A 16,747-nucleotide genomic window follows, 5' to 3' on the forward strand; every position below is an offset into this window, starting at 1 on the left:
TGCCGTAATGATAGATAAGAAGAATATTAAAGATATGTACGAGCTATCTCCTCTACAAAAGGGTATTCTGTATCACTATCTTCAAGACTCCAAATCAAATGCCTATTTTGAGCAAATGGTTTTATCTTTTACTGGCTCGGTTGATGTCCCTATCTTGGAAAAGAGTATTAATGCATTAATCCAGAAGTATGACATTTTAAGAACAGCTTTTATACACAGTTCCTTCAATACCCCGATTCAGCTTGTTTTGAAGGAACGCCCTACGACATTAATCTTTAAGGATCTATCATGTATGGATAGATCAGAACAACAGCTTTACCTGGAAGGATTCAAACTCAAGGATCGGGAAATTAGCTTTGATCTGCAGTCGGATGTTCTGATCCGTTTTGCCCTGTTCCAATTAAACGAACGGGAATACAAGATGATCTGGAGCCATCATCACATTTTAATGGATGGATGGTGTATTGAGCTTGTACTAAAGGATTTGTTACGTTTTTATCATGAATCGTTGGGCGGTAAGCCGATATTTGTCGATCATGCATTTCCATACAGTAGTTATATTAAATGGCTACAACAACAGAATTACGAACAGCCTCTGGCATACTGGAAAAATTACTTGCGTAATTATGATGATTACGTTTCTATGCCAGGTGATAAATCAACAATTTCGACGGAGTATCAGGTAGGAACGAGTATATTCGAGCTTGGCGAGCAAACGACAGCTCTATTGTCGGAGATTGCAAAACAGAATCAGGTCACACTTAGTACGGCATTTCAAACACTGTGGGGAATTCTGTTGCAAAAGTACAATAATACTGACGATGTCGTATTCGGAATGGTTGTTTCGGGCAGATCTGCGGATGTCGAGCATATCGAAAGCATCGTAGGCTTGTTTATTAATACAGTTCCAGTACGAATAAGTAGTCAACCAGGGCAAAGTATTGCAGATATGATGCGGAGTACACAGCAGCATGCTGTGCACTCCGAGAAGTACAGTTATATATCTTTGTCAGAGCTTGCAGAGCATTCGGGACACCGCAGCAATATCATTGATCATGTGATTGTTTTTGAAAACTACCCGCTGGATATGAAACTATTGAATAAGCAGGCCAACCTGCCTTTTGAAATCACAAGCATGGAGGCATTTGAACAAACTAATTATAATCTGAGTGTTACGGTCTATCCGGGTGAACGCATGAAGGTTGTTATTACGTATAATACCTATTTGTATAGTGACCCCTTTATCAATAGAATCAGTACCCATTTTCAAAATATGATTTTTCAACTTGCTCAAGATCCATTGATGAACGCGAGTCAGTTGGATATCATTTCAGATGCTGAACGGAAAAGAATTTTAGAACAGTTTAATAACACACATCGTGATTTTACGAAACATAAAACCATTCAAGAGCTGTTTGAGGAGCAGGTAGTACGCTATCCGCACACGGAAGCAGTTATATATGAAAATACTTCAGTATCGTATTACGAATTAAATATGAAGGTAAATCAAGTAGCCCGACGTTTACGGGAGCTAGGTGTCCGACGCAATGAATTTGTCGCTGTCATGACAGACCGTTCTATAGAGATGATCATATCAATTTTAGCTGTTATCAAGGCAGGTGCTGCCTACTTACCAATCGACCCTTCTTATCCTAAAGAAAGAATAGAATATATGTTAAGTGATGGGGGAGCAGCATATTTAATCCGTAATAAAAATACCTCTGTCTATTTTTCGGGACACACATTATGGATTGATGACCCTTTGTTATTCAAGGGGAGTGGAGAGAATATTGAGAACGTGAATGAAGCTCAAGATCTGGTGTATATGATTTATACTTCGGGATCTACAGGTAAGCCTAAGGGAGTAATGATAGATCATCAAGCCCTGCATAATTATAGTCTCATATCAGACATTTATCATATCAAGCACGGGGAGCGTGTTTTACAAACCGCTTCTCTTAGCTTTGATGCATCAGTTGGACAGATTTTTTTAACGTTGCTGCATGGGGCAACCTTAATTGTTGTAAATAAAGATTTTTTGCTATCAGGCGAACCGTTCATGCATTACTTACGAGATCAGAAGGTTTCCTCAATACAGTTTGTACCATCTATATTAAAGATTCTTCCTTATATGGAATTGCCGGATTTAAAACTGATCTCCACAGGAGGAGAACAGGTGGAGGCAAGTGTTGTTGAGAAGTGGGGCAAAGGCAGAGTCTTTTTGAACGCTTACGGACCTACGGAGACGACCGTTGATGCAACACATGCCGTATTTGAGGGCCCTCCTGAAATGATCCATATTGGCAAGCCTATTTACAATAAGCTAGTTTACATCGTTAATAAGGATGGAAAGCTACAGCCTGTTGGAATCGCTGGGGAGCTATGCATTGGCGGAGAGGGACTTGCCAGAGGTTACTGGGGACAAGAGGAGCTTACCGCGGAGAAATTCACGTCTAACCCGTTCAAACCCGGGGAAAAAATGTATCGAACAGGTGACTTGGCTCGTTTCTTGGAGGATGGGAGCATTCAATATTTAGGTCGAATGGACAAGCAGGCCAAAATAAGAGGCTATCGAATTGAATTGGGTGAAATTGAAGCTGTATTACGCGAACAGGCCAGTATAAAAGATGCTGTGGTTATCATTTACGGTGCGGGGACGGGACAGGAGGAATTGTGCGCGTATATCGTAACGAATCAGGGGGATATCCGGCAAGATGAGCTTAGGGCGGCTTTGAAAATGAAATTACCGGAGTATATGATACCTTCCCATTTTACGGTTCTTCCATCTATTCCACTGACTCCAAGCGGAAAAATAGATAAGAAGCGGTTGCCTGATCCTGCAGCAATGGATACGTATTCGGGAGAAATTACGATCAACCCGATGGAGGAGACACTGCTTCAAATATGGAAAGAAGTTTTGGGTAGAACCAGTGTTAGTGTAACGGACCATTTCCTCGCGATAGGAGGACATTCTCTAAAAGCACTGATGCTGCTATCGCGAATCCAGAAGTCATTAAAAATTAAGGTTTCTCTACAAACGATTATGACCTATCCAACGATTCGGGAGCTGGCCAAGCATTTAATGAAGGCTAAAATAACCGCTGCTTACCCCTCTATAGTTCCAGTGCCAAAAGCGGAGTATTATGCGGTATCCTCAGCTCAAAAAAGGCTGTTCTCAGTCCAGCAATTAGATGGTATAGGGACCAGCTACCACATTCCTTTTATCTTTGAGGTGAAGGGGAATTTAGACGCTGCCCGATTAGGAGAGGTCATTGAACAATTGGTAAGTCGGCATGAGGCCTTGCGAACATCTTTTCATTTAGTCGAAGGTGAGCTCAAACAAAAGGTTCATGAAAAGGTGGATTTCCGAGTTGAGTATATGGAATCGGCTACCGAAGAACCAACATCATGGATGCAGCAATTGATGAAGCCGTTCAAGTTGGATGAACCGCCTCTGATTCGTGCCAAGCTTATTAAGCTGAATGCTCAACGTCACTTTTTGCTAATGGATGTTAATCATATTGCTTTCGATGGATTATCTGCTGATATCTTGCTTGGTGAAATGATGAAATTATACCGGGGTGAAAGCCTCCCTGAGCTGTGCATTCAATATAAAGATTACGCGGTATGGCAACAGCAGCTGGCAGAGCATGATGAGATGAAAAAACAAGAGAAATATTGGTTGGAACAGATGCAAGGGGATTTACCTACCCTTGATCTTCCTACAGATTATCCGCGTCCCTCTGTGCAGCAATTTGAAGGGGATATTTATGATATCCAGGTGGAATCGAATGTAACGGCAAAATTAAAAGAATTTGCGAAACGGCATAATGTCTCTGTATATACGACTCTTCTTACTATATACAACGTACTTTTGGCTAAATACACGGGGGCAGAGGATATTGTTGTAGGAACCAACACGACAGGTCGTTCCCATGTTGATGTAGAACCTGTGGTCGGTATGTTTGCAAGCACGTTGGCCATTCGGAGTTTCCCTGCACCCTCTATCACATTCAAGCAATTGTTAATGAATGTGAAGGAAACGGTGTTTGCAGCTATGGAAAATCAGGATTACCCGTTGGAAAAGCTGCTGCAGCAGCTTAATATCCGCAGAGATATAAGTAGAAACCCACTGTTCGATACGATGTTCGTATTTGAGAACCCGGATACTCAGTCCAGCCAAAATGCAGAAATCCGCTTCATGGCACTTCCTATGAAATGGAACCATTCAAAGGTGGATTTGACCTGGTACATCCGAGAGATAAACTCGACGGATATACAGATTTTTGTTGAATATAGTACTCAATTGTTTGAACAAGGTACTATTGAACGCATGTCAACTCACTTTATGCATCTTTTAGATCAACTTTTAGACCATCCCGATGAAGTATTGGCTGACATCGAACTGATTACGAAGACAGAGAAGCATAAGATATTGTCAGAATTCAATGATACGGCGGTTGTATATCCTTCGTTTAGGCCCGTACACCGTATATTCGAAGAACAGGCTGAAAAAAATCCGAATCATACAGCTTTAATTTATGATGGCCAGTATATGAGCTATGCGGAGCTAAACGAACGTGCTAATCAACTGGCACGGCATTTGCAAAAAAAGGGGATTTCCCGTGATAGTATCGTCGGCATTATGATAGAGCGTTCCTTTGAGATGATGATTGGCATTCTGGCCATCCTCAAATCAGGCGCAGCTTATATGCCTATTTCGAAGGATTTCCCTGGCAATCGCATAAAATACATGCTTGAAAATAGCGGGACCCATGTGTTACTGACCACGCAGGCTCTAAAAGACCACTTGGAAGATGTAGATGTTCAGTGTATATATCTCGATCATTCCGAAATATACTTCGGTGATAATAGCAATTTGTTTGCTGTAAATGAAGAGCATGACCTTGCCTACATTATTTATACTTCAGGCTCGACAGGCCAGCCGAAGGGGGTCATGATTGAGCACGGTACATTATTGAACCGGATTACCTGGATGGTCAAGGAATATAATATCCAGGAACATGATGTTTTTTTACAAAAAACGCCTTATGTGTTTGATGTATCTGTATGGGAGCTGTTAATGTGGTTCTTTACCGGAGCTCATTTATGTATTTTGAAACCGGAGGAAGAGAAATCACCACAAAGAATGATAGATGTTATCCAGCAATATGGCATTACAAGCATTCACTTTGTTCCTTCCATGTTTAACAGCTTTTTAGATTTTGTAGAGATTCCATCCTATGCTCAGCAGGTATCAAGTCTTAAGAGAATATTTACAAGTGGTGAAGCTTTACTGCCCAATCACGTATCCAGATTCCAGAGGTTGGGTCTATCCACGGGCTTATACAATTTATACGGGCCTACGGAAGCCACTGTCGATGTTTCCTTTTATAATTGTGCTCCGCAGGATGAGATTAGAACTGTCCCAATTGGCAAACCAATTGACAACGTTATGCTATATATCATCAATCAGGAGAAGCAGCTTCAACCGATTGGTGTCCCAGGGGAACTATGTATTTCTGGTAAGTGCCTGGCCAGAGGATATATTAATCGAGACGATCTGACTGCGGACAAGTTCGTAGACAATCCATTTTCACCTAATCAAAAGATGTACAAAACAGGAGATCTCGCTCGTTGGTTACCTGATGGGAATATTGAGTATCTTGGCAGAATGGATAATCAGGTTAAGATCAGGGGTTATCGTATAGAACTGGATGAGCTGACAGGCAGATTGCTGGATTATCGTCTGATCAAAGAGGGAGCCGTTGTTACCAAGTATGATCATATGAACATGCCTTATTTGTGTGCTTATTATGTATCGGAGACTCAGTTAGATAAAGCGGAAATCAAGATGTTTTTAGCAGAGCAGCTCCCGGACTATATGATTCCGTCTCATTTTGTACAATTGGAAAAGCTCCCTTTGAACCATAATGGAAAATTAAATTCCAAAGCTTTGCCTGAGCCTAATATATCTGCAGCGAGTACCTATCTTGCTCCAGAAAGTGAACTGGAAATACTGTTGGCAAACATATGGTCCGATGTTCTACAAGTTGAAGAGGTTGGAGTAACAGATAACTTTTTTGAATCGGGCGGGGATTCGATTAAGGCCATTACATTTGTGGCTAATCTTGGCAATCATAACCTGAAGGTCGAGGTATCTACGTTTTTAAAACATCCATCGATACAGGACGTCTTGCCTTATCTGCAGGAGAAAACGATCAGAATCAGCCAGCAGCTTGTAGTAGGGGAGACAGGTTTGACACCAATTCAGCATTGGTTCTTTGAACAGAAGCTGTCTGATAAAAATCACTGGAATCAGTCTGCGCTTCTGTATCGCCAGAAGGGCTGGAACAGTCATGGAATTCGTATGGCAATGGATCATATCGTCCAGCATCATGACTCGCTGCGAATTGTTTTTGCAGCAAATACTGAAGGATATTATCAGGTAAACCGCGCCATGTCGGCTGGAATTTACGAGTTGGATACTTTTGAAATACATGATGATACCGGGGTAGAATGCTTTATCCAGCAACAGGGAGAGATCCTTCATCGATCGCTCCATATTGAACAGGGGCCGTTAGTTCGTCTAAGACTATTTAAGACGGCACATGGGGATTATCTCTTATTTGTTGTGCATCATTTGCTAATAGATGGGGTATCCTGGCGAATCTTGTTCGAGGATTTCTCGACCGCATATGAGCAGGCAATGAGTGGAATGGACATCACATTGCCTGCGAAAACAACGTCTTATCTGGAGTGGAGCCGACAGCTGGTTCACTATGCGCAAAGCCAGACACTTCTTCGAGAAATTCCGTATTGGACAAGAATACAGGAGGCACCAGAGGTTTTAATTCCGGATAAGCAGCCCTCCTCATCGGATACTGAAGCAACTGGTGAGATCACGATCAAGCTGGATCCTAAATTATCGGAACAATTAATAACTACGGTCCATAAGGCCTATCGGACCGAAATGAACGATATTTTATTGACTGCATTGGCTCTCACCATTAGAAGATGGTCAGGTCACTCAGATATTGTCGTCAGTCTGGAGGGTCATGGACGTGAAGAAATTATGGATCACCTGGATATATCCAGAACGATAGGCTGGTTTACCAGTATTTATCCAGTGCTGTTTCAGCTTTCGAAGGATGATATATCTGACGTTATTAAAACCGTCAAAGAGACGTTGAGGAAGATTCCTCAAAAAGGGATAGGCTACGGTATATTGAAGTATCTTACCCCGGATTCATTAAAGAATGATTTTGTCCCTGTACCTCAGCCTCAAATTTTGTTTAATTATCTTGGTCAAATAGATACTCATGGAACCCAGGAGTTTACGATGTCCACTTATGCAACTGGTCGGGCATATTGTGAGTCGTTGGATCGATACCGGGAAATTGAAATAAACGGAATGTTTTTTGAAGGACAAATGAAGTTTATTTTAAGTTATCAACCGAATGTATTCTCACATTCCACAATGGAGGCATTCAGCCGTGACTTCCTCCACAATTTGGAGGGTATTATACGACATTGCTCAGAGCGGGAGAGTGTTGAGCATACGCCTAGTGATTTTACAGTTGAGGATTTAAGCATGGAGGAGCTTGATGATATTTTTGATGCTCTAAAATAAAGCTTGCATAACTGAGGAGGCATACAGATGGATAAAAGCAATATTCAAGATATGTATGAATTGACGCCTATGCAAAAAGGTATTTTATACCACTCCATGAAGGACGACCAGCAAAATTCTTATTATGTACAGGGTTATGCTCAATTGGAAGGGACTATAAATCCTCATATTTTAGAGAAGGGTTTTAATTTTGTCATTCAAAAGCATGATGTATTGCGGACCGCTTTTGTGCAAGAAAAGCTTAAACAACCTATACAAATTGTATTAAAGCATCGGGAAGCGAAGCTGGAAGTACAGGATATTACCCATCTGAATGAAACTGATCAGGAATTATTTTTAGAGAGATATAAAGAGGAGGATCGAGCGAAGCCGTATCAACTGGCAAAGGATGTTCTCATTCGATTACATCTCATAAAAACATCCTATAACAAGTATATTCTACTATGGAACTTTCATCATATTATTATGGACGGATGGTGCTGGAGTCTGGTCTTTGAAGAGATCCTTACGGTATATGGAAATCTCAATCATAATCAACCTCTACCCCACCAATCAGCTACAAAATATAGCGAGTATATTCAGTGGCTTAAAAATCAGGATACCGATGCAGCGGCACGCTACTGGCAAACATATCTGCACGGTTATGAGGAAACAGTTACCATACCGCGACAGCAGAAAGGAAACGGGGTAGCCTATCATACCGAGGAATTCTCGCACTCACTAAGTAAGGCCACTACGGAGCACTTGACGGCACTGTCACAAAAACAGCATACAACGCTGAATCATGTGATACAAACAGCCTGGGGGATACTGCTGCAAAAATATAACCGTACAGATGATGTCGTATTTGGTACGGTCGTGTCCGGTCGTCCTCCTGAGGTTCCGAATATCGAGCGCATTGTAGGTTTATTTATTAATACGATTCCGGTTCGTATGACCCGAAAACCAGGAGATACCTTCTGTAATCTGCTAGCTGAGATGCATGAAGGAATGATTCAATCCAAGCCTTTTGAGTACAGTTCGCTTGCGGATATACAGGCTAATTCAGACTGTGGAGGACAATTATTTGATCATATCTGTGTGTTTGAGAACTATGCATCCTCACTGGATTCTTTGCGTGAATTAAAAGATCATTTGGGCTTTGCGATTCATGGAGGCGGCGGAGTTGAACAAAATAACTATGATTTAAGCATTGTGTTTGTGCCTGGAAAACAGCTGAAGGTCAGCTTTGTCTTCAATCGGGAGGTATATACTCGATCCTTTATCGAAAGCCTGGCTAATCATTTTCAAAATATTATAGATTGTGTACTACGCAATTCTGATATTGAAATAGACCAAATAAAACTGGTTACACCAGAGGAAGAGCAAAGATTGCTAGAGCTTAGTCACCGGAATCAGGCTGATTATCCTGATGACGGGACCATTACGGCTCTGTTTCAGAAGCAAGTGGTGAAGACACCGGATGCCGTTGCTCTATCCTACAATCAACAGACACTTACTTACAGGGAACTGGATAAAGCGTCCAACCAATTGGCAAGATATCTTATCAAAAAAGGTGTTGAATCCGAGACCATTGGAGCTATTTCCGTAGAGCGCTCACTGGAGATGGTGGTTGGGATACTGGCTATTATCAAAGCAGGCGCTACCTATATGCCTATAGATCCACATTACCCTGTAGAGCGAATTGAGTACACGTTGGAAGACAGCGGAGCTTCATTCTTATTAGTTGACGATCCTGGCAGTATACCAGCTAAGTATTCAGGCCAAGTGATTGCTCTTCATGATGATAAATGGACTCAAGAGTCAGAACAAGTGCTGGCAGAGCTAAATACTCCGTGTTCCAGGGCATATATCATTTATACTTCAGGCTCTACCGGGAAGCCGAAGGGAGTCATGGTCGAACACAGGAATGTAGTTCAACTCTTGTTTAATAGTACTAATTTGTTTGATTTTGATCATCGTGATGTATGGACTATGTTCCACTCGATGTGCTTTGATTTTTCTGTATGGGAGATGTATGGAGCGCTTCTTCATGGTGGGAGGCTTGTTATTGTGCCCCGAGAGACAGCTCAGGATGCTACTCAGTTTAGGCAATTGCTGCTCAAAGAAAATGTTACCATCCTGAATCAGACTCCTTCGGCCTTTAACATGTTGTCAGCTTTGGAAGAACCCCATTCGAGTCCACTTCATATCCGTAAGATCATTTTTGGTGGCGAAGAGCTATCTCCTGTTCAACTTAAAAAGTGGAGCCATAAGTATCCTCATACGGAACTGATAAATATGTACGGCATTACGGAAACTACGGTCCATGTAACCTACAAGAGGATTACACAAGAAGAGATAGATAGCAATAGGAGTAATATTGGGACTACGATGGCGACTTTGAATGCTTATATTTTAGACGATCAGCACCATCTTATGCCTGTTGGGATTCCTGGAGAATTATATGTTACAGGCGGCGGAGTTACCAGAGGATACTTGAACCGAGAAGAGCTGACCAAGGAGCGGTTCATAGATAATCCTTTTAAACCGGGAGAAAAAATGTATAAATCCGGCGATCTAGCCAAATGGCTGCCCAATGGTGATATGGAGTATTTGGGTAGAATAGATCATCAGGTGAAAATCAGGGGTCACCGTATTGAACTAAATGAAGTGTCCACTCAGCTGCTAATATACTCGGGGGTCAAGGAGGGAACTGTACTAGCCAAGCAAGATAAAGATGGCTACAGCTATTTGTGTGCATATTTGGTTCCGGAAGAGCATTACAGCCTGGAAGACTTGCGTCAGCATATGGCGAGTAGTCTCCCTGAATATATGGTTCCTTCTTTTTATGTGGAAATGGAACATTTACCCATAAATTCAAACGGCAAAATTCAACGCAGCGGACTACCCGAACCGGCAGACATGAAGAAACGGGATATTCATATGATAGAACCTATTAATGAACTGGAATTCAAGCTTTTGAGCATTTATCAGGATGTACTAGGGTTTCAACATATAAGTACAACGGATCACTTTTTAAAACTCGGCGGACATTCGCTTAAAGCGGCTATGCTGGTATCCAGAATCCATAAATCTCTGGACATTCAGCTTACGATCCGGGATATATTGTTGAATCCTACTGTCCGCGAAATGGCGAAGTTGATTAATTCAAGGGAACATTCAGAGCAGACGTTCTGGATTCAGGCTTCTGATCAACGTGAAGCATATCCGGTCACTTCTCAGCAAAAGAGACTGTATTCAATTCAGCAATTTGATTCGGCAGGGATAAGCTACAATGTACCCTTCGCTGTTGAAGTAAGCGGATATATTGATAAAGAAAAGTGGCAGGCTGCGGTACAAAAGCTAGTTGAAAGACATGAGCCGTTAAGAACATCCTTTCACTTGGAAAACGGTCAACTTATTCAACGAGTTCATGCTCAGGCTTTCAGCCCCGTATTATATATAGAAACCAACGAGGAAGAGTTGGAGTCTCATGTGTCTGCCTTTATTCAGCCATTTGAACTAAACAGGGCTCCGTTGGTTCGGACTGCTCTATTAGAACTAAATAGTACCCAACATATTTTCATCATGGATATTCATCATATGATATGCGATGGATGGTCTCTGAATATATTAATACAGGATTTATTTGAACTCTATCAAGGGAATGCTCTCCCGCTGCTTCAGGTGCATTATAAAGATTATGCATTATGGCAGGAGGAATGGCTGCATTCTCCGTCATTTAAGCAGCAGGAACATTTCTGGGTGGAACGTTTCTCCGGGGAGCTGCCTACCCTTGATTTTCCGACCGATTATCGTCGGCCTCCTCAGCAAACATTTGAAGGGGAGCAGCTAGATTTTGAACTGGACGCCACAACGGCAGCCAAACTCAAGGAATTGGCTGTTTCTGAGCAGGTCACGTCATATATGGCACTGTTCTCTGCTTATGCTATACTGCTGGCTAAATATAGCGGACAGAAAGATATTATTGTGGGTTCGCCGCTTTCGGGAAGAAGAACGGGGCAGTTGGATCATACCGTGGGGATGTTCTCCAATGTTGTGCCTTTGCGCAATAAACTGGAATACGAACAAACTTATGCGGATTTTTTACAACAGGTAAAGTCAGAAATGCTGTTGATTTATGAGAATGGAGATTATCCATTAGAGCAGCTGTTAGAACAGATATCTTTACAACGTGACCTAAGTCGTAATCCTTTGTTTGATACTGTGTTTACTCTGGAAGATGTCGAAGAATTGAATATTCAAATGAAGGATATCAAGCTTAAAGAATACAAAATAGATACTCAAAGTGCTAAATTCGATTTGACATGGGAAATTCGTTTAGGGGAAACGATTGAAATTCATTTGGGCTATAACCGAAGTTTGTTTTCCAAAGCAACGATGGAGCGCCTTATCGGTCATTTTCAGCAAATCATCCTGCAGATCATTGACAATCCGAGCATCGCCATCAAGGATATTCAGCTTTTGACAGATTGGGAGCAGCAGGAGATTCTCCATCAATTTAATCTCTCTGACAGTCTACCTGATCATAGCCAATCAACAGTTATCCAATTATGGGAAGAACGTGTTCAACAAACACCGGATGCAATCGCATTGGAATGGCGAGAAGAAAAGCTGACCTATCGACAAGTCAATGAGCAAGCTAATCAAATAGCAAGAGTATTGCGGAGCCGAAATATTGGTAGAGATCATGTCGTAGGTATTATGCTGCTTCCATCGTGTGTGAGAGTCGTAAGCGTCATGGGTGTATTAAAGGCAGGAGCAGCCTATCTACCTATTGACCCTTCCTATCCTGTTGAGCGTATAGCCTATTTCGTAGAAGACAGTCAGGCTCAGGTATTGATTACAGAGCGTGCTTTGATGGATAGCATAACTACGGATTTAGGAGGCTCCGACCGAATTCTATTCATTGATGATCGACAGGCAATAGATCAGTATGATACGTCTAATATTGAAAGCATAACCAGGCCGGAAGATATGGCTTATGTCATTTATACCTCTGGTTCAACGGGAAAGCCTAAGGGGGTTATGATTGAGCATTACAGTTTAAGCAATTTCTCTAATCTAGCCACTACATTTAACATCAAAGAAGGAAGCAGGGTGTTGCAGTTTTTCTCCTTTAGCTTTGATGCATCAGTGCTTGAAACTTTTCTGACGCTTCTGGCTGGAGGCACGCTGGTCATTGAGGATCGCAATATTCTGGTAGAATACGGGCTTGGACGGTGGTTAAGAGAGCATATGATCCATGCAACGGTTCTACCGCCGTCTCTTCTAAGAACCCTTCCTTATGAGCCAATCCCTAGTTTGCATACTCTTATAGCTGGTGGAGAAGCGTGTACCATGGATATTATTGAGAAATGGAGTGAAGGGCGTACTTTTGTAAATGCATATGGGCCGACAGAAGGAACTGTATGTGCCACAGTGGCTATACTGGATCAGGATTCTTCACGTATTACTATTGGCCGGCCAGTTGTAAACACCGAGGTTTATATTGTGGACGAGCATCATCGCATGCAACCTGTAGGAGTTCCAGGAGAATTGTGCATCAGCGGCCCGGGATTAGCCAGAGGCTATCTGCATCGATCTGAATTAAGCAGGGAAAAATTTGTGCCTAACCCGTTCAGGGAACAACAGCGTATGTACAAGACAGGCGACCTGGCCCGCTGGCTTCCTAATGGAGAAATTGAGTATTTGGGCAGAATTGATGATCAGGTAAAAGTAAGGGGATATCGGGTTGAGCTTGGAGAAATAACACAGAGATTATTAGAACATGAATCAATCCGTGAGACCTGTATTCTTCCGGTTACGAGCGTAAATGGAATCGTATCTTTGGTCGCGTACTATGTCTCGGAAGAATGCCTGGCCACTGCTATGCTTCGTAAATTTCTGAGCAAGGAATTGCCTGACTATATGATCCCGGCTCATTTTGTACATTTGTCGGCTATGCCGCTAACTGCAAACGGAAAAATAGACACGAAGGGGCTACCACATCCCAACGAATCCCTTGAATCTAAAGTGGCACCCGGAAATGAGCTGGAAAAATTATTGGTGGACTTATGGAGCGAGGCTTTATCTGTATCCAATATAGGCATTGATGATCACTTTTTTGAGCTGGGTGGAGATTCTATTAAAGCCATACAGCTGGCTGCTCGGTTAGGACAGGTGGGATATGCCGTAAAAATAAAGGATATTATGCAATTCCAAACGATTAGAGAGTTGGCCTCTAATTTGAACGGCGAGAAAACGGCAAGTATGAACGAACAAATCGTAGTAGGAGAGGTACCTTTAACACCTATTCAGCACTGGGTATTCAACCTGAATGACAATCCTTTTCATTGGAATCAGGCAGTTATGATGTATAGTCCAGAGGGCTGGGATACACAAGTCATTGTCAAGGCGTTTGAGCGAATTACGAAGCAGCATGATGCATTAAGGATGCGTTTCAAACATACGAATGAAGGCTTGGTACAGGAGAATATGGACGAAGCAGGCCGCCACTTTGATATTGAAATATTCGACTGGACAGTGTCTGAAAAAATTGAATTTCAGATCGAACAAGAGGCTAACCGATTACAGTCGAGTATTCATTTATTACAGGGACCGCTAATTAAATTGGGAGTATTCCGAACCGATCATGGAGATCACCTGCTAATTATTATTCATCATCTAGTTGTTGATGCCGTTTCTTGGCGCATCATTATGGAGGATTTTGAGTATTTGTATGAGAGTTTTAAAGAAGATAGAGATGTGCAGCTTCCTGCCAAGACGACCTCATTTAAGACATGGAGTCAGGAATTATCTGCATATGCGAACAGCGCTGACTTTTTACAGGAAAAGGATTACTGGAAAAATGTATTAAGAGAAAGCGTGTCTAAGCTTCCAATTGAATTGGCGGAGGGAGCAGGAACCCATATATTTAAGGAGATGGATTCCATAGATGTCTCACTCACCCAGGAAGAGACGGAGGCTTTATTAACAAAAGCACCTGTTGCCTATAACACTGAAATTAATGATTTATTACTCACAGCGTTGGTGAAGACGATTAAGGATTGGGCGGGTAATCCTGATGTAGCTGTTGATGTAGAAAGTCACGGAAGGGATGAATTCAGAGAACATCTCAATTTGGCACGGACGGTAGGCTGGTTTACGTCTTTTTATCCTGTAGTCTATAAAGCCAATGGGGATTCTCTGGGCGAGCTCATTCAGAGTGTTCAACGTACTCATGCTAAGGTCCCCCATAATGGAATTGGCTACGGAATTCTGAAATATCTGACGGAAACGCAGTATACGGAGGATCTTGAGTTCACCTTATCTCCGGAGATATTATTTAATTACTTGGGCAGGTTCGAGGATGGACTACAGCGGGAAGAGACTGTTTCTTCTTCTATGCCTATGGGTGAACTTATTCATCAAGATATGCAATGGCCCTATAATTTGGAAATGAACGCCTTTATCGTAAACGGAATATTTCATTACTCGTTGCGATTTAATCAACGATTGTTTACCCGTCGTACGATGGAGGCATTAACCTTAAAATATCAACAAAGCTTAACGGATATCATTAATCACTGTGTTCATAAAGGATTGCAAAAAGTCTAATTCAAAGCTGAAATTTAAACCCAATTAAAATACGATCCCCTCAAGCAATTACTCTAAACCTTATGCTTTTATAAGGGACGGTAAAACTTGGGGGGATTTTTTTGTGCCACAACGATCCCATATTCAGCCAACATTCAGCCAGAACTCACAAAGCCCTAAGCTAAGACAGATACAATATGAGGAAAATAGAAACAGAGAGAGGTGCATCGGATTTGAACGTTTTGAAAGCGAACGGTCTGAAATATATCCTTCTATGTAGTCTCATATTGTGTGCTGTATTGAATGTTGTTTCGTTATGGAGCTATTCGGGCAGCTCGGCCTCCCAGTCCGCTGCTTTTAGGCACGGTCCGTCCAGCGGATTCGGGGGAGGAGGCAGATTCGGCGGAGGAAGAGGGAGACTGGGGCAACGTCCCGCTAACGGTCAGACAGCCGGGAATCTTGAGGCAGGAAGTGTAAGGCAGGGTACCAGCTCAAATTCGACATCGACGGATACCACAAATAGCTCCGACGGTAAGAGCCAAGGTACGACAGGCCAATCTGCTGATTCAACCACCCCGTCGAGTCAGAATACATCGACTTCGGGTGACAAAGGTACAGCGGCGGGGAATGACAATTCCACATCTGGGGGCAGTAGTGTAGCCAGAGACTGGCAGCATCGAGGTCCGGGTGGCATGTCCGGCAATAAACATGGCATGGGCATGGGCGGGCCTGGCGGCGGTATGGGTGGTGGAAGAAATGGACATTCTTCATCCGCTTATGCAACTCCGCTGGCGATCTTTGCCGCTTTATTTTTCGGTGCGTTCGTCTTTATTGCGTACCGTTTTCGGACCCGTGAATGGAAGCTCGGGGAACGTAACCGCAGGCTGATGCTGTGGACTGTGCTGGGTGTGGGATTCTTTTTAAGAATGGCGGTAGCCCCGTGGATATCGGGTCACATGGATTTAATGCTATTTCGGAACTGGGCTACGACAGCAGCGGACAGCTTATCTGGCTTTTACACGAACGGATCAAGTGATTATCCGCCGTTCTATATTTATATTTTATATGTGATCGGTAAAATCGGCTCTACGGCTGCTTTCAACCCCTATATGTCCGTGCTGCTGCGGCTTCCGAATATATTAGCCGATATCGTGACAGAGTACATGCTGTACCGGCTGGCAAGCAAACGGATCGGCTATGGTATGAGCCTCGGGCTGGCGATATTCTATGTGTTTAACCCGGCTGTATTTATCAATTCTACCTTCTGGGGACAGGTAGATTCATTCTTTACCATGCTGATTGTGGGCATGATTGTCCTGCTGGTGGAAAACCGGATCGGCTGGTCTGCCGTATTGTTTGCGATAGCGGTATTGATGAAGCCGCAGGGGATTATTTATGGGCCAGTTCTATTCTTTGAGCTATTGAGACAGCGTAAAATACAACCTTGGCTCTTGGCCATCGGTGGAGCGGTTGTGACGACCATTCTGGTCATATTGCCATTTTCGTGGGGGCAGGAGCCGTTATGGCTGGGTG

General features: G+C 42.7%; 3 protein-coding genes. All 3 read left to right on the top strand.

Annotated features, from left to right (window positions below; translation table 11 throughout):
* Positions 1-7 precede the first annotated feature (7 nt).
* A complete protein-coding gene (locus tag L693_RS0101360) occupies positions 8-7,633 on the top strand; it encodes a non-ribosomal peptide synthetase (protein ID WP_049825014.1) in 7,626 nt (2,541 codons plus the stop codon).
* Positions 7,634-7,660: 27 nt separating this feature from the next.
* A complete protein-coding gene (locus tag L693_RS0101365; RefSeq protein ID WP_025715726.1) occupies positions 7,661-15,235 on the top strand; it encodes a non-ribosomal peptide synthetase in 7,575 nt (2,524 codons plus the stop codon).
* A 212-nt stretch (positions 15,236-15,447) separates the two neighbouring features.
* Positions 15,448-16,747, top strand: a 1,300-nt coding sequence (locus L693_RS0101370) for a glycosyltransferase 87 family protein (RefSeq protein WP_025715727.1), incomplete at its 3' end; no start/stop codon positions are given.

Origin of the sequence: Paenibacillus sp. 1-18 (assembly GCF_000520755.1) — a bacterium.
Classification (GTDB): domain Bacteria; phylum Bacillota; class Bacilli; order Paenibacillales; family Paenibacillaceae; genus Paenibacillus; species Paenibacillus brasilensis.